Genomic DNA, 17,133 nt, shown 5'->3' with positions numbered 1-17,133 from the left:
GCGTAGTGATACGTGAAGCTGACGAATACTAATAGATCGAGGACTTAACTAAGCTTTATATTGAACGTTGATTATAGCAGTTCTTATTTAGTTTTCAGGGTGTAATTAAGATAATACTTGCATTTTTTTATATTAATGCATATAATATATCTTGTCCCTAAAAATTAAAGGTTCGCTTACATAAGCATCATAACCTTACATCATAATGGTCTGGTAGTTATAGCGGAGAGGTCACACCTGTTCCCATCTCGAACACAGCAGTTAAGCTCTCCAGCGCCGATGGTAGTCGAGGCTTTGCCTCCGCAAGAGTAGGAAGCCGCCAGGCAAACAATAACAGTCTATTTACATCATTGTAGATAGACTGTTATTTTTATATTAACTTCTTTTGTAGTAGCAAACGAAAAATTACCATACTGCTGAAAATTCAATGTAAACAAAAATATTTCTTCAACTGAAAGATGTTTTAGATGAAAGGTTATTGTCAAAGATAGTAAAGAAATACTTTTCATCTATCTTAAACTGTCGTATAATATAATTATAGTCAAATATGGTCAAAGTCAAAGTGATACGATCTACAATAGATATGTTATAACTAAAGATAATACTTAAGGAAGGAGTGAGTATTATGAGCATTTCAGATATTATCGAACAATATTTAAAACAAATTCTTCACGCAAATGAAAAAAAGATGATTGAAATAAAACGAAGCGAAATTGCTGATCAGTTCCAATGTGTTCCTTCCCAAATTAATTATGTTATCAATACTCGTTTTACGATTGAAAAAGGTTATATCATTGAAAGCAAACGAGGTGGCGGTGGGTATATTCGTATATTTCGAATTGAACATCAAAACGAATTTGAATTAATTGATGATATTATAAATATGATTAATCCTAAAGTTTCACAACAAGGTGCAATAGATGTGCTTGGAAGACTGAGAGAAAAAAAAGTTATTACGCGGCGGGAAGAAAAATTATTATTAAGTGCAGTTGAAAGAGAAACATTAGCAGTAGCACTTCCAGCACGCGATGAGCTGAGAGCACGGATTTTAACTGCAATTTTAACTACACTTAAATATATAAATGAGTAAGGGGGAAATAAGTGATGGAATGCAATGAGTGTAAAAAGCGTCCAGCTACCCTTCATTTCACACAAATTATTAATGGGCAAAAAACAGAAATTCAAGTTTGTGAGTTATGTGCAAAAAAGAAAGGGTATATGAATAATTCAGAAGAATCATATTCCCTTCATGATTTATTAACTGGCTTATTTAACTTTAGTTCATCCCAAATTGAATTACAAAACGATGATTTATTTGCACAAATAGAAGAACTAGAATGTTCTAAATGCAAAATGACTTTTAATGACTTTCAGCGAATTGGGAAATTTGGCTGTGCCAATTGTTATGATGCATTTAAGGTTAAATTAGACTCCATTTTTCGTCGAGTTCATAGCGGAAATACGAAACATCATGGGAAAATTCCAAAACGTAAAGGTGGCAAACTACATACGAAAAAAGAACTTGAATTATATCGTATAGAGTTACAGCAACTTATTGAACAAGAGGAATTTGAACAAGCGGCAATCGTAAGAGATAAAATTAGAAAATTAGAACATAAGAAAGAGGATGGTCGTTCATGAGTTTAGAGCAATTTATGAATGATGCAATAAGCCCTTGGATGCGTGAAACTGGTCCGGAAAATGATATTGTGTTAAGTACACGTATAAGACTTGCAAGAAACTTCCAAGATGAAATTTTTCCAATTATAGCAGATGAAAAAGATTTAATGAAAATCAACCATTTTTTTAAGCAAAATTATGAGCATGCATCTTTTAGGCAATATGAAGATTTAGAGTTAATTGACATTCATCATTTATCTCATATCGAAAAAAGAGTTTTAGTTGAAAAGCATTTAATTAGTCCTTATTTAACGAAAGCTCGTTCAGCCGCTGCACTTGTATCAAAAAATGAACAAGTGTCTGTAATGATTAACGAAGAAGATCATATCCGTGTCCAATTATATTTTCCAGGATTTCAGTTAACGACAGCATTAAAAGAAGCGTTTTTATTTGATGATTGGTTGGAAGAAAATATTGATTATGCCTTTGATGAAGAGAAAGGTTATTTAACTAGTTGTCCAACGAATGTTGGTACGGGAATGCGGGCTTCTGTTATGATCCATTTACCAGCACTTGTTCTAACAAAAAGAATTAATAGAATGATCCCAGCAATAAATCAATTAGGTTTTGTAGTTAGAGGGATTTATGGTGAAGGTAGCGAGGCTTTAGGAAATATTTTTCAAATTTCAAATCAAATGACGTTAGGTAAATCAGAAGAAGATATTGTTCAAGATTTACAAAGTATCGTTGTAAAACTTGTTGAACAAGAACGGGATGCAAGAGAAAGATTAGTACAGCATTCTAGTATCAGACTGGAGAACCAAATTTTTCGTTCTTTTGGTATTTTACAACATAGTAGAATTATGGAATCCAGTGAAGCTGCAACGAGAATTTCGAATGTTAGGTTAGGAATTGATTTAGGGATAATTGAAAATATATCTCATCGTATTTTAAATGAACTGATGGTTTTAACACAACCGGGATTTTTACAACATTATGCAAATAAAATTTTAACGGCGAGTGAAAGAGATATTTTACGTGCAACATTAATTCGTGAAAGATTAACGCTGGAACAATAGTAGGAGGGATAGGTTATGATGTTTGGTAGGTTTACGGAAAGAGCTCAAAAGGTTTTAGCATTATCACAAGAAGAAGCGATTAGACTTGGACATAATAATATTGGTACAGAACATATCTTATTAGGACTTATTCGTGAAGGAGACGGCATTGCTGCTAAAGCTTTAAAAGAGTTAGGTCTTGAAGTGAAAAAAATTCAAGCGGAGGTAGAGAGTTTAATTGGTAAAGGAAATCAGCCAATGAAGTCGATTCACTACACTCCCCGAGCTAAAAAAGTAGTAGAATTATCTCAAGATGAGGCAAGAAAGCTCGGCCATCCATATGTAGGTACAGAGCATATTTTACTTGGACTTATTCGTGAAGGAGAAGGTGTGGCGGCTAGAGTATTACATAATCTGGACGTTAGTTTGAATAAGGCGAGGCAACAAGTATTGCAATTATTAGGTAGTAATGAATCACAATCATCACAGCAAGGAAGAGGGCAAGCAACAAATGTAAACACACCTACCCTTGATTCTTTAGCTAGGGATTTAACCGCTAGTGCGAAAGAAGGCAAGGTAGACCCTGTAATCGGTCGTGATGAAGAGATTGAACGAATTATTCAAATTTTAAGCCGGAGAACGAAAAATAACCCCGTTTTGATCGGGGAGCCTGGGGTAGGGAAAACAGCTGTCGTTGAAGGACTTGCCCATCAAATTGTAAACAATGAAGTGCCTGAGACATTACGTGATAAACGGGTAATGACATTAGATATGGGAACGGTTGTAGCGGGAACAAAATATCGTGGAGAATTTGAAGATCGTCTAAAAAAAGTAATGGATGAAATTCGAAATGCTGGGAATGTTATATTATTTATCGACGAATTACACACATTAATTGGAGCTGGAGGGGCAGAGGGCGCAATTGATGCATCAAATATATTAAAACCTTCCTTGTCCCGTGGGGAATTACAGTGTGTCGGTGCAACAACTTTAGATGAATATCGTAAATATATTGAAAAAGATGCCGCCTTAGAGAGAAGATTTCAACCGATTCAAGTCGATGAGCCGACTATTGAAGAAACAGTACAAATTTTAGAAGGGTTACGCGACCGTTATGAAGCACATCACCGCGTAACAATTACGGATGAAGCGATTTTAGCTGCAGCAGAATTATCAAACCGTTATATAACAGACCGCTTCCTCCCAGATAAGGCGATTGATTTAATTGATGAAGCTGGTTCTCGTGTACGTTTACGTTCGTATACAATTCCACCGAATTTAAAAGAGCTTGAGATAGAATTAGAAGAGGTTCGTAAGGAAAAAGACTCAGCTGTTTTAAGTCAAGAGTTTGAAAAAGCAGCCTCATTCCGTGATAAAGAACAGAGATTACGCGAAGAAGTAGAAATGACAAAAAACAAGTGGAAAGAAAAACAGGGTCAGGAAAATTTAGAAGTAACAGAAGAAGATATAGCGACAGTCGTATCAGCTTGGACTGGTGTTCCTGTGGTAAAATTAACAAAAGATGAAAGTGATCGTTTATTAAATATGGAAGAAGTTCTCCATAACCGCATTATTGGCCAAGGCGAAGCAGTAAATGCTGTATCAAAAGCGATTCGTCGTGCACGTGCAGGGCTTAAAGATCCGAAAAGACCGATTGGTTCATTTATTTTCTTAGGCCCAACAGGGGTGGGGAAAACAGAACTTGCTCGTGCACTTGCTGAAGTAATGTTCGCCGATGAAGATGCTATGATCCGTATCGATATGTCGGAATATATGGAGAAACATTCAACATCCCGATTAGTCGGCTCACCTCCAGGATATGTAGGATATGAAGAAGGTGGGCAATTAACAGAAAAAGTTCGCCGTAAACCGTATTCAGTCGTTTTACTAGATGAAGTAGAAAAAGCCCACCCAGAAGTATTTAATATTTTACTTCAAGTACTAGAAGATGGAAGGCTTACTGACTCAAAGGGTCGTCTAGTTGATTTTAGAAACACTGTGCTCATTATGACATCAAATGTTGGCGCAAGTGAATTACAGCGCAATCGTTTTGTTGGATTTAATTTAGGTGAAGAAAATAAGGAACATAGTGAAATGAAATCGAAAGTAATGGATGAAATGAAAAAGACTTTCCGTCCAGAATTTTTAAACCGGATTGATGAGACGATTGTGTTCCATTCACTTGAGAAGAAACATATGAAAGACATTGTAAAGTTAATGATTGATCAAGTGCAAAAACGTGTACATGAACAAGAAATTAACTTTACCATCACAGATCGTGCGATTGAGAAAATTGCAGAAGATGGTTTTGATCCTGAATATGGTGCAAGACCATTACGTCGTTCCATCCAACGAAATATTGAAGATTTATTGTCTGAAGAATTATTAAAAGGGACAATTCATAAAGGCCAAAAAGTAAAAATTGGTTTAAATAGTAAAGGTGATTTTATTGTTTTACCTTAAATAATAGTTACTTACTTAACTTTCGTAGAGTGAAATTGACAAAGAAGCCTTCGTAGAATTAAGTGGGATGAAGATACATTGCTCAAGTTGTTTTTTGGATTAACTGTTTGCTCTAAGCAGTCTGTTTACATCTAGACCCCATTGCTCTTTTTGTTAAGTTTGATGCTATTTCTATTATCACGCATTTAAAATAAACTGTGCAGTAACTTAGTTTGATTTTCATCTACAAACCTGGTCATAGCAACGTTGATTTGCGCTTCGGACAGTCGCTTTCCGCGGGCACGGCTTCAGCCTCAAACCACCACTGTGGGGTCTTCAGACACGTGGGACTGGGACTGCGCTTACTCGTCCCATCGAAGAACATTTGCTTTTCCCGCAAATCTATACGGTGGGACGAACGGAAGTGCAGTCCCAGGAGTCGACTGTCCTACGCTACAATCAACTATGCGTTAATGTAAATGATATTTATTTCAAATATTACCGTAATGATTTAACCTCACCATAGTGAAGGAAATGCACGGAGACTCCTGTGGGAGGACAGGCCTAGATGAGACCCAACAACGGGCAAAGCGAGTGGGGGGGCTCATCAGCCGCCCGCGGAAAGCGGAGTGCATTTCCGCAGCGATGGTATCTTCACTATTTTAAAGTTACTGCGCATTTTATATCTTATGTGTAACAAACAACAAATCTATTTGGTTGGAGAAGTATTCGCAGTCCCAATCTTTTGAAAACGGCTTATTATATCAAGAACAAGGATATAATTAGAAGTCTTCCAAAGCTTAACCAAGCGACTGCTTGAACTCATTTTATTGGTGCGAAAGTTTAGTTACTTATATAAAAGAAGCTAGTGAATGACTTTCGCTAGCTTCTTTTAACAACGTATCATTGCAGCAACATACAGAGAAAGGAAATGAAACGATTGGCAAAAAAGAGAAAAACAACGTATATCTGTCAAGAATGTGGATATGAATCGTTACGCTGGATGGGGAAATGTACAAACTGTAATAATTGGAACACATTTGTCGAAGAGGTAAAACAGCCAAAAACCGTTAGTGGACTCGGAGCAAGAACGTCCAATCAAATGAGTAAACCGACCAAGATTAAGCAAATCGTATCTGAAAAAGAATCACGAATGATGACGGATATGAAAGAGTTTAATCGCGTACTCGGTGGAGGGATTGTCCCTGGCTCGCTTGTACTAATTGGTGGTGATCCTGGAATCGGTAAATCAACCTTATTATTGCAAACATCCGCGCAAATTGCTGAAAAAAACCTCTCTGTCTTATACATTTCTGGAGAGGAATCGATGCAACAAACAAAATTGCGTGCTGATCGTTTAGGTATTGAAGCCGATGAATTATATATTTTAGCAGAAACAAATTTATTTACGATTACCCATCATATCGAAGAAGTTAAGCCATCTTTAGTTGTGATTGATTCGATTCAAACGATTTTTAAAGAAGAAGTTACAAGTGCCCCTGGAAGCGTTTCTCAAGTGAGAGAATGTACGATGGAATTAATGAAAGTAGCAAAAACAAATGGTATTCCGATTTTTATCGTTGGCCATGTTACGAAAGAAGGGGCAATTGCCGGCCCACGTATGTTAGAACATATGGTAGATGTTGTCCTTTATTTTGAAGGAGAAAGACATCATACATACCGGATCCTTAGAAGTGTAAAAAATCGATTCGGGAGTACAAATGAAATGGGCATTTTTGAAATGAAGGAATTAGGTTTACAAGAAGTATTAAACCCATCGGAAATATTTTTAGAAGAACGTTCTCGTGGTGCTTCAGGTTCTACTGTCGTTGCTTCCATGGAAGGTACGAGACCAGTTTTGGTTGAAATCCAAGCATTAATTTCTCCATCGAGCTTTGGTAATCCAAGACGAATGGCTACTGGAATTGATTCGAACAGGGTGCCACTTTTAATGGCTGTACTAGAAAAACGGGTCGGATTAATGTTGCAAAATCAAGACGCTTATATCAAAGTTGCCGGTGGAGTAAAATTAGATGAACCTGCTATCGACCTTGCGATTGCTATAAGTATTGCATCTAGCTTTCGCGATCAACCGACAAATCCGGAAGATATTTTCATAGGGGAGGTTGGATTAACAGGAGAAATAAGACGTGTGTCACGAATTGAACAGCGTGTTCAAGAAGCAGCGAAATTAGGTTTTAAAAGAGTTATTTGCTCTGAAAATAATTTGGATGGTTGGACGTATCCTAAAAATATTGAAGTTGTCGGTGTTAAAACGGTTCATGATGCCCTACGTTCTGGGTTATTACAAAAATAAACTTCCACAAAAAACAACAAAACAAAACAATACTCTCGCTCTTTCGTCAAATTATTGACAAACAAAAATGAGTGTGATAAAATTTATTGTTTTGTTAAATTGACTCGTTATTAGTGCTATGCTATGATTTATTTGTATATATTCATAATATTGCTATCTAGATGATTAGATTTCTTTAGAAAGGGTAATAATAAAGGTCAAGGAGGTGCTCTATATGTTGAAAAAAATAGTGCATATATTTTTCATAATAACTGGAGGGACATTAGGATTTTTATATATTCCGGACATTATTCGCTTTTTAAATATAACAGAAATTAATTGGATTTTATCATCATATTTCGGCTCAGTCTTAGGCGCAATCATATCTTTTTTATTATCTTACTTATTAGCTGATTATATTGTAGGCTTTTTAAAGTGGATAGAAGAAGGGTTAATAAAAATACCAGTTGTTGATTTATTTTTCGGTTCCATTGGACTTATTTTAGGACTATTTGTTGCTTATCTTATCAATATCCCTTTACAAGATATTAGTTTAAAAATCGTTTCAGAAATTGTACCGTTATTTTTAACGATTGTAATCGGGTATTTAGGATTTCAAGTAGGTTTTCGCAGAAGAGAAGAGTTTATGAATATATTAACCATTTCTCGAAAAGAGAGAGGGAGAAAACAAGCCTCAGAAACAGAAAGTGAAGAAAAATATGAACTGAAGCCAAAGATATTAGATACGAGTGTCATCATAGATGGGCGTATTGCTGACATTTGTCAGACGAACTTTTTAGAAGGAACAATTGTCATCCCCCAATTTATTTTAGAAGAACTTCAGCATATTGCTGATTCATCAGACGTTCTAAAACGAAATCGAGGTCGTCGCGGTCTTGATATTTTAAACCGAATTCAAAAGGAATTAGAAATTGAAGTGGAAATATATGAAGGGGATTTTGAGGATATTCAAGAAGTAGATAGTAAACTAGTGAAACTTGCAAAACTTATCAATGGAATTGTCGTAACGAATGATTTTAATTTAAATAAAGTATGTGATTTCCAAGGTGTTGCTGTTTTAAATATTAACGATTTGGCAAATGCAGTTAAACCAGTCGTTTTACCGGGCGAGGAACTCGTCGTTCAAGTGATTAAAGATGGAAAAGAACAAAGACAAGGTATCGCCTATCTAGATGATGGAACGATGATCGTTGTGGAAGACGGACGAGATTATATCGGTAAGACAATAGAAGTGCTTATTACAAGTGTCTTGCAAACATCCGCTGGTCGAATGATTTTCGCCAAGCCTAAATTACTTGAAAAGGCATTATAGAATTTGGGGAAATAGACATCTTAGTAAATGATTGTTATGATTATATGAAAAAGCTTTAGGCATTTCGTTTAGGATGGAAATATTTTCTTCTTAACCATCGCAAATGGAATGTACTCTTCTTTCACCACAGGTATAAGAGCGACATCTGTTCTAGCTACGTTTCACTTGCTTCTACAGTGTCTCCTTAAATATCTCGTTGTGGGCTCTCGCCTTTTCTTCCGGAAAGCGGAGTGTATTCGTACTGCGGACTAGGTGACAATAATCTATACGAAAAGGATTTAAAATTACAATGAACACAAAAGTGATAACTGCATATGTTATCACTTTTTGTTATACTATTAGAGGATGAAAGACGCTTTTTAAGAGAGGGGAACAATGATGACGAAAGACATTCGTGTTCGATATGCACCAAGTCCAACAGGTGATTTACATATTGGTAATGCTCGAACAGCTTTATTTAACTACTTATATGCAAAACATTTTAATGGTAAATTTATTATTCGAACAGAAGATACTGACACGAAGCGAAATGTGGAAGGTGGCGAAGAGAGTCAGTTAACCTATTTAAAATGGCTCGGAATTAACTGGGATGAAGGGGCCGATATTGGCGGAGAATATGGACCATACCGTCAAATGGAGCGTTTAGATATTTATCAAAAATATATTGATGAATTACTTGAAAGAGATTTAGCTTACGAATGCTATATGACAGCGGAAGAATTAGAACAAGAGCGAGAAGAACAACGTGCCAAAGGACAAGTACCTAAATATTCTGGTGTACATAGTAAGTTAACGACTGACCAAATAGAAGCTTTTCGAAAAGAAGGTCGAAAACCGAGCATTCGAATTCGTGTTCCGCAAAATAAAACATATACATTTCATGATATCGTGCGTGGGAATATTTCGATTGAATCTAGTGACTATGGTGACTGGGTCATCGTAAAAAAAGACGGGATTCCGACGTACAATTTTGCTGTGGCGATCGATGACCATTTAATGGAGATTACCCATGTGTTACGTGGTGAGGAACATATTTCAAATACACCGAGACAAATGATGATTTATGATGCATTCGGATGGAAGGCACCAACATTTGGCCACATGACACTTATTTTAAATGAAAACCGGAAAAAATTGAGTAAACGTGATCAGCATATCATGCAATTTATTGAACAGTATAAAAATATGGGGTATTTACCAGAAGCAATGTTCAACTTTATCACACTGCTCGGTTGGTCACCAGGAGGCGAGGAGGAGATTTTTGATCAAAAGACATTGATTGAAATTTTTGATCCTACACGACTTTCCACATCAGCTGCAATATTTGATGCGAAGAAATTACAGTGGATGAACGGTGAATATATTAAAAAAACAGATGTAGATACAGTAATTGATTTAGCATTACCACATTTATATGATGCTGGAAAAATTGCAAAAGATGCAGATGAGACGACATTAACATGGGTAAAAGAAATAATCACTTTATACAAAGAGCAATTAAGATATGGTGCAGAAATTGTCGAATTAACCGAACTGTTTTTTAAACAAGAAATTAGCTACGATGAAGCGGCTCAAAAAGTGTTAGCCGAAGAACAGGTCGTTGATGTATTACAAGTATTTACCGATAAATTAATTCATTTAGACAACTTTGTCCAAGACGAAATTAAAGAACAAATAAAAGCGACACAAAAAGAAACGAAACATCGTGGCAAGAAATTATTTATGCCAATTCGTGTGGCAACGACAGGGCAAACGCATGGACCTGAATTGCCGAAAGCGATTGAATTACTAGGAAAAGAAGTTGTTCTTGCTCGATTAGATAAAGTATTGAATGATATTGAAGCTTAAATAGTTCACATTTTTTAAAAAGTATAATATAGTAAGAATAAAGTATGGAAAAATGAAATAAATCGATGTTGATGAGGAAAAGTAAGGAGTTATTACCTTATAGAAGAGAGAATCACCACTGGCTGAAAGTGATTTTAAGGGATGCTTCCTGAAGATGCGCCTCGGAGTTCCGTTATGGAAATAAGTACATAGCGGCGGCATTTTACCGTTATTAAAAAAAGTTGAGAGAATTTAGTTTTGTTCTCTAAACAGAGTGGAACCGCGCCATAAGCGTCTCTGTGTAATAACCTTACATAGAGATGCTTTTTTAGTTTCTACACACTTGGAGAAATCAAAATAAATATCGAAGTAATGTTACTACACATACACAATCCAAATGGATATTACATTTCGGGCTTTAAAATGCCGACGAGAACGTGTCACTAGAATACGTTTACTTCATCCACCTAAAATCATTGCCATTAGCGTCCTGTGCGTAAGTTTGACGAAGGTTTAGGAAATAGAATCAAACTTGAATGAAGTCTTCTTTATTATTTTTACGAGGAGGAATCACTACATTGTTTAAGCGAATGAAAGAGGATATGGATGTTGTGTTTGAACAGGATCCTGCTGCCCGCACATATATAGAAGTTTTTTTAACTTATTCAGGATTGCACGCAATTTGGGCACATCGCGTAGCTCACGCTTTTTATAAAAAGAAATTATTTTTTCTTGCCCGTACCATTTCACAAATAAGTCGTTTCTTTACAGGAATTGAAATTCATCCAGGTGCAATCATTGGGAGACGCTTTTTTATTGACCATGGAATGGGTGTCGTCATTGGAGAAACATGTGAAATAGGGGATAATGTAACGATTTATCAAGGTGTTACCCTTGGGGGGACGGGGCATGAAAAAGGAAAGCGGCATCCGACCGTAAAAGATAATGCGTTAATCGCAACTGGGGCAAAAGTTTTAGGCTCTATTACCGTTGGTGAAAATTCTAAAATCGGTGGGGGTTCTGTCGTATTAAAAGACGTGCCAGATAATTCAACTGTTGTAGGAATTCCTGGCAGGATCGTGAAACAAAATGGAAAAAAGGTAAGCCAAAAGCTAGATCATCATATTTTACCGGACCCTATTGCCGATCGAATAAATAAACTGCAAGCCGAAATAGAAACTTTAAATGAAGAAGTGACAAAATTAAAGGAAGGAAAAAAGCATGCCAATCACAATTTATAATACGTTAACAAAAGAAAAAGAATCATTTAAACCAATTGTAGAAAATGAAGTAAAAATGTATGTATGCGGACCAACTGTGTACAATTATATTCATATTGGAAATGCGCGACCGGCAATTGTCTTTGATACGGTTAGACGATATTTTGAATATAAAGGGTATATAGTTGATTATGTACTAAACTTTACAGATGTCGATGATAAAATAATCGATGCAGCAAACAAATTAGGAGAAAGTGTGCAAGACTTAACGAACCGTTTTATTGATGCTTATTTACAAGATGTAAAAGCATTAGGGGTCAAGGAAGCGACCTATCATCCAAGGGTGACCGAAACGATTGATGATATTATCGAATTTGTTGCCGGTCTTGTTGAAAAAGGATATGCTTATGCAGTTGATGGGGACGTATATTTTAAACCGCGTAATTTTGAAGAATATGGAAAGCTATCCGATCAATCGATCGATGAATTACGTGCTGGAGCGAGAATTAAGATTGGAGAAAAAAAAGAAGACCCATTAGATTTTGCCCTTTGGAAAAAAGCGAAAGATGGGGAAATCGCTTGGGATTCACCATGGGGGAAAGGTCGACCTGGCTGGCATATTGAATGTTCAGCGATGGCAAAAAAATATCTAGGTGAAACGATTGATATTCATGCTGGAGGACAGGATTTGACCTTTCCACATCATGAAAATGAGATTGCCCAGTCGGAGGCACTAAATGAAAAGCCATTTGCGAATTATTGGATGCATAATGGTTATATGAATATCGATGATGAAAAAATGTCGAAATCACTTGGAAACTTTATTTTAGCGAAAGATTTAATTGATCAATATGACCCAATGGTTATTCGCTTTTTTATGCTAAGTGTCCATTACCGTAATCCGATTAATTTTACCGACCACCTATTATCAAGTGCCAAAAATAGTTTTGATCGAATTAAAACAGCTTATTTTAATTTAGAGCATCGCAAAAAAACGAGTACAAACTTGGGAACGAATAAGGAAAAGTGGTTAGCCATTATTAGGCAAAGTCATCATGATTTTGAAAAAGCCATGGATGATGATTTTAATACGGCAAATGCGATCACCGTATTATTCGACATAACGAAAGAAGCGAATTTGTATTTAGAGGAAAACCAAACGGAAATAGAAGTGATGGAAGCTTTCCAAAAGCAACTATCAACCTTGTTAGAAGTGCTCGGAATTAGACTAGAAAAAGCAGAAGAATTACTGGATGAAGAAATTGACGCATTAATTGCTGAACGAAATGATGCAAGAAAAGCAAGAAATTTTGAACGTGCTGATGAAATTCGTGATGTACTAAAAGAAAAGAACATTATTTTAGAAGATACAGCCCAAGGTGTGCGCTGGAGAAGAGAACAATAATGAACGTTGATCCAAGGCAGTTAAACAGTTTAGCACTTGCGTATATTGGGGATGCTGTATATGAATTATTTGTTCGAAATCACTTAATTCAGTTAGGGCAAGTAAAGCCTCAGCAACTGCATAATGAAGCAGTTAAATATGTTTCAGGTACTTCACAATCCACCATTATTCACGAATGGATTGATCAGAAAAGGTTAACAGCGGAAGAGGAAGCGGTAGTAAGAAGGGGTCGAAATGCAAAATCGCATTCGATCCCAAAAAATGTGTCGATTTCAGCCTACCGATATGCGACAGCATTCGAGGCTTTAATGGGGTATCATTATTTAATGGACAATAAAGAACGGTTACATGAGCTAATGAATGAAGCAATAAATGATACAAACGAATTGAACAATTAAAAGAGGAGAAAACAATGGAAGAAGAAATTATTATCGGAAAAAATCCTGTAATAGAGGCATTACAAACAGGACGATCTATCAATAAAGTCATTATTTCTGATCAATTGAATAAAAAAGCAGAACGGGATTTGCAAGTAGCCACGAAAAAGGCGAATACTATTTTACAAAAGGTTCCAAAACAAAGATTAGACCAATTATCAAAAGGGAAACATCAGGGGATTATTGCTTACGTATCGGCTTATCACTATGCATCTGTTCAAGAAATATTAAATCGTGCCGAGCAAAAAGAGGAAACACCTTTTATTATTATACTTGATGAAATAGAAGATCCGCATAATCTTGGAGCGATTTTACGAACGGGAGATGCAACAGGTGTACATGGTGTGATTATTCCGAAACGTCGTGCTGTTGGCCTGACGGAAACAGTCGCGAAAGCCTCAGCCGGGGCAATGGAGCATATCCCTGTTGCTCGCGTTACAAATATTGTTGATACGATTGAAAAGTTGAAAGAAAAAAATATCTGGGTTGTTGGAACAGATGAAAAAGGTACGAAAGACTACCGTACATTAGACGGTGAAACACCGATTGCCCTTGTGATTGGCAATGAAGGGAAAGGAATTAGCCGACTTGTGAAGGATAAGTGCGACTGGACAATTCATTTACCAATGAAAGGTTTTATTCCGTCATTGAATGCATCTGTAGCAACAGGACTATTAATGTATGAAATTTATCGGAAAAGGTATCCACTAGGTGAATGATGATGGACGTATTAGTAGTAGATGGATACAATGTGATCGGAGCTTGGGAAGAATTAAACAGACTTAAATTAAAAGATATGGGACAAGCTAGAAACCGTTTAATAGAGCTTTTAGCTGAATATAAAGCTTTCACTGGTAATAGAGTGATTGTCGTTTTTGATGCGTTATATGTAAGAGGAGTAGAAAGTAGAAAATCAGAAAGTAATGTGGAAGTAATTTATACAAAAGAAAATGAAACAGCGGATGAATGTATTGAACGACTTGTCAAATCATTAAAAAATGTAAAAAATCAAGTTTATGTTGCGACTTCCGATTATTTAGAACAAAGAACTATTTTTAGTAGAGGTGCTCTTCGGATATCTGCTAGGGAACTTCTAGTTGAAATAAATAGTATCGAATCAACTATTAATGATCAATTAAAACGACGTAGCAATGAAAAACCGAAAATAAAAATCCCGATGAAAGGTAGTGTTTTGGAGAAGTTTGAAAAGTGGCGGCGAGGCAATGTATGAAATAGTGAGTCAATCCGTTAAATGTAAAAAAAGTTATTTTTTGTATTGACTCTTTGAAAGGTCTTACTGTATACTCTCTTTAATATAGTAATTTTTGACAAAATTCATAAGGGGGGAGCTATGCGTGAGCAGTGTTAACCAACTTGAAAGAAAGCTACCTTTTGGCACTTTAGTTGATGAAGAGGTATTATCTCATGTACAGCAAGGGAACAAAGTTGCGATAGAGTACTTAATTAATAAGTATGAGGGCATCGTGCGAAAAAAAGCAAGTACTTATTTTTTAATTGGTAGTGACCGTGATGACGTAGTTCAGGAGGGGTTAATAGGATTATATAAAGCAATCTGTGACTATGATGAAAATAAGCGGTCATCTTTTAGATCTTTTGCTGAATTATGTATTACGAGACAAATAATTACTTCGATAAAATCCGCAACTAGATTAAAGCATACTCCACTTAATTCATATGTATCAATATATAAGCCAGTTCACGATGATGAGTCAGAAAGAATGTTACTAGATACGATCGACAACTATGAAGCTGTTGATCCACACAAAGTATTAGTAGACAGGGAAAAATACCAGTATATCCAAGTTAAATTAATGAAAGCGCTCACTAGATTAGAGTGGAATGTATTAAATTTATATGTGCAAGGCTTAACATATGAAGAAATTGCAGTATCCTTACAACGTCATGATAAGTCAATTGATAATGCTTTACAGAGAGTAAAGCGCAAAGTGGAACAATTGATAGAAGAAAATGACTTAAACTATACTTAAACTAGTAGGGTACTTTAAAAAAGTATGATCCCACCTGCAAAAAAGATAGTTATAATTGACACAATTACATAAGCATGCTAAATTGTAAAGAGCAAATTGAACTTGTTTACGGTGAGGAAATGAAGAAAAAAATATCATTGGCATGTACAAACTGTTCAAATCGTAATTACTCAACATACAAAAATCAATTAACGAGTCCAGAACGTTTAACTGTTATGAAGTATTGTAAACATTGTAAAAAGCATGTTTTACACAAAGAAACGATTTAGGGGCTCAGTTGGAGGATTAAGGTGAATATTTTTAAATTTTTAAAAGATGTTTCTCGGGAAATGAAAAAAGTAACTTGGCCACGAGGATCGGAATTAGTTAGTTATACAATTACAGTTGTTGTCACTGTCGCATTTGTAGCTGTTTTTTTTGCGGTTATTGATATTGGGATTACACAAATATTAAATAATGTACCATTTTTGAATAATTAGTTTCTATTTATGATATAATATATTTATATAATCTTTTTTTAACTAAAAACCCGACACGACGGGTTTTTTAATATTGTCTTTTTTTATCAGGAAGAAAGTATAAAATTTCTTTACTGTATATGTGCAGCTAAGGCTCTCACTATGAAAGGCTCGGCAATAAGCAAAGCTTTCTAATCACTCATTGCTTAAAATGGTGGGCTGTTTATTTGGAATGTGCTGAAAAAATGAGTTTCAACTAAAGTTACTTTATCAGTTTTGTAGAGAATAAATGAATGGAGGTTTATGATGGAAACGAATTGGTATGTGATCCATACGTATTCAGGTTATGAAAATAAAGTGAAAATGAACTTGGAAAAACGAGTCGAAACGATGGGGATGGAAGATAAGATTTTTCGTGTGATCGTCCCAGAGGAAGAAGAAACGGAAATAAAAGATGGAAAAAAGAAAGTATCCATGAAAAAGTTTTTCCCTGGATATGTTCTTGCAGAGATGATTATGACAGATGATTCTTGGTATGTCGTACGAAACACCCCTGGTGTAACGGGGTTTGTAGGATCTAGTGGCCAAGGAACAAAACCAACACCCCTTTTACCACATGAAGTCGATGCGTTATTAAAGAGAATTGGCCTAGCGGAAACGACGGTAAAAGTAGATTTCGAATTAAAAGAAAATGTCAAAGTGACAGATGGTCCATTTGCTAACTTTATGGGAACGATTGAACATATTGACCTTGATAAGCAAAAAATTAAGGTTCATGTAAATATGTTTGGAAGGGAAACACCAGTAGAGTTAGACTTTTCCCAAATTGAAAAGGTATAATTCTATGTTTTTTTCTTGCGTTTTTTCCTTATGTATGCTAATATTTCTTGGGTAATTAAGAAGAATTTACTTCTTAATTTATATAATAAAGACGCTTTTATAACGATGTCCTATGCACGTTATTTGCGTTCTGTATACCCTGATTTTAGGGTATGCCAATATGAGTGGGAGGGGATTTCTATTTAGAA

16 protein-coding genes, 1 rRNA gene and 1 other annotated feature are annotated in these 17,133 nt (G+C 35.7%); all 17 genes read left to right on the top strand.

Going from position 1 to position 17,133, the window contains the following annotated elements:
* Positions 1-209: 209 nt before the first annotated feature.
* The 17 genes from rrf (at position 210) to nusG (ending at position 16,945) form a co-directional block, all read left to right on the top strand.
* Positions 210-325: ribosomal RNA gene (gene rrf, locus DFR56_RS16675) — 5S ribosomal RNA — on the top strand.
* 297 nt (positions 326-622) lie between these two features.
* On the top strand, positions 623-1,090 hold the full coding sequence (locus DFR56_RS16670; RefSeq protein ID WP_110396593.1) for a CtsR family transcriptional regulator: 468 nt from the start codon (positions 623-625) through the stop codon (positions 1,088-1,090).
* Positions 1,091-1,104: 14 nt separating this feature from the next.
* Positions 1,105-1,641, top strand: coding sequence for a protein-arginine kinase activator protein McsA (mcsA, locus tag DFR56_RS16665; protein ID WP_110396584.1), 537 nt, complete (start codon positions 1,105-1,107; stop codon positions 1,639-1,641).
* A complete protein-coding gene (mcsB, locus tag DFR56_RS16660) occupies positions 1,638-2,699 on the top strand; it encodes a protein-arginine kinase McsB (RefSeq protein WP_110396583.1) in 1,062 nt (353 codons plus the stop codon). Before mcsA ends, mcsB begins: the two co-directional genes overlap by 4 nt.
* Positions 2,700-2,714: 15 nt before the next feature.
* The gene (locus tag DFR56_RS16655; RefSeq protein WP_110396582.1) at positions 2,715-5,141 is read left to right on the top strand and encodes an ATP-dependent Clp protease ATP-binding subunit; all 2,427 of its coding nucleotides are present in this window, start codon (positions 2,715-2,717) and stop codon (positions 5,139-5,141) included.
* A 919-nt stretch (positions 5,142-6,060) separates the two neighbouring features.
* Positions 6,061-7,437, top strand: a complete 1,377-nt coding sequence (gene radA, locus DFR56_RS16650; RefSeq protein WP_244916559.1) for a DNA repair protein RadA — start codon at positions 6,061-6,063, stop codon at positions 7,435-7,437.
* A gap of 214 nt (positions 7,438-7,651) precedes the next feature.
* Positions 7,652-8,749, top strand: a complete 1,098-nt coding sequence (locus DFR56_RS16645; protein ID WP_110396580.1) for a PIN/TRAM domain-containing protein — start codon at positions 7,652-7,654, stop codon at positions 8,747-8,749.
* A 378-nt stretch (positions 8,750-9,127) separates the two neighbouring features.
* Entirely contained in the window at positions 9,128-10,597 is a 1,470-nt protein-coding gene (gltX, locus tag DFR56_RS16640) for a glutamate--tRNA ligase (protein ID WP_110396579.1), read from the top strand.
* A 59-nt stretch (positions 10,598-10,656) separates the two neighbouring features.
* Positions 10,657-10,878, top strand: a binding site (T-box leader).
* A 276-nt stretch (positions 10,879-11,154) separates the two neighbouring features.
* Complete coding sequence (gene cysE, locus DFR56_RS16635) at positions 11,155-11,817, top strand: serine O-acetyltransferase (protein WP_110396578.1); 663 nt, start codon at positions 11,155-11,157, stop codon at positions 11,815-11,817.
* Complete coding sequence (gene cysS, locus DFR56_RS16630; RefSeq protein ID WP_110396577.1) at positions 11,798-13,201, top strand: cysteine--tRNA ligase; 1,404 nt, start codon at positions 11,798-11,800, stop codon at positions 13,199-13,201. Before cysE ends, cysS begins: the two co-directional genes overlap by 20 nt.
* Positions 13,201-13,599, top strand: coding sequence for a Mini-ribonuclease 3 (locus DFR56_RS16625; protein ID WP_110396576.1), 399 nt, complete (start codon positions 13,201-13,203; stop codon positions 13,597-13,599). The genes cysS and DFR56_RS16625 overlap by 1 nt, the downstream gene beginning before the upstream one ends.
* Before the next feature lie 14 nt (positions 13,600-13,613).
* A complete protein-coding gene (gene rlmB / locus DFR56_RS16620) occupies positions 13,614-14,357 on the top strand; it encodes a 23S rRNA (guanosine(2251)-2'-O)-methyltransferase RlmB (protein ID WP_110396575.1) in 744 nt (247 codons plus the stop codon).
* Between the two features lie 2 nt (positions 14,358-14,359).
* Positions 14,360-14,869 (top strand): NYN domain-containing protein, encoded by a 510-nt coding sequence (locus DFR56_RS16615; RefSeq protein ID WP_110396574.1) that lies wholly within the window; start codon positions 14,360-14,362, stop codon positions 14,867-14,869.
* A 124-nt stretch (positions 14,870-14,993) separates the two neighbouring features.
* Positions 14,994-15,647 (top strand): RNA polymerase sporulation sigma factor SigH, encoded by a 654-nt coding sequence (sigH, locus tag DFR56_RS16610; RefSeq protein WP_110396573.1) that lies wholly within the window; start codon positions 14,994-14,996, stop codon positions 15,645-15,647.
* Positions 15,648-15,766: 119 nt separating this feature from the next.
* On the top strand, positions 15,767-15,916 hold the full coding sequence (gene rpmG, locus DFR56_RS16605) for a 50S ribosomal protein L33 (RefSeq protein ID WP_110396592.1): 150 nt from the start codon (positions 15,767-15,769) through the stop codon (positions 15,914-15,916).
* 21 nt (positions 15,917-15,937) lie between these two features.
* Positions 15,938-16,126: a preprotein translocase subunit SecE gene (gene secE, locus DFR56_RS16600; protein WP_207520994.1), complete on the top strand. Its 189-nt coding sequence runs from the start codon at positions 15,938-15,940 to the stop codon at positions 16,124-16,126.
* 285 nt (positions 16,127-16,411) lie between these two features.
* On the top strand, positions 16,412-16,945 hold the full coding sequence (gene nusG / locus DFR56_RS16595; RefSeq protein ID WP_110396572.1) for a transcription termination/antitermination protein NusG: 534 nt from the start codon (positions 16,412-16,414) through the stop codon (positions 16,943-16,945).
* The last annotated feature ends 188 nt before the right edge of the window (positions 16,946-17,133 follow it).

Origin of the sequence: Pseudogracilibacillus auburnensis (assembly GCF_003201975.1) — a bacterium.
Lineage (GTDB): Bacteria > Bacillota > Bacilli > Bacillales > Amphibacillaceae > Pseudogracilibacillus > Pseudogracilibacillus auburnensis.
Note: the sequence above shows the minus strand (reverse complement) of the source record. Positions and strands in the feature narration are given on the sequence as shown.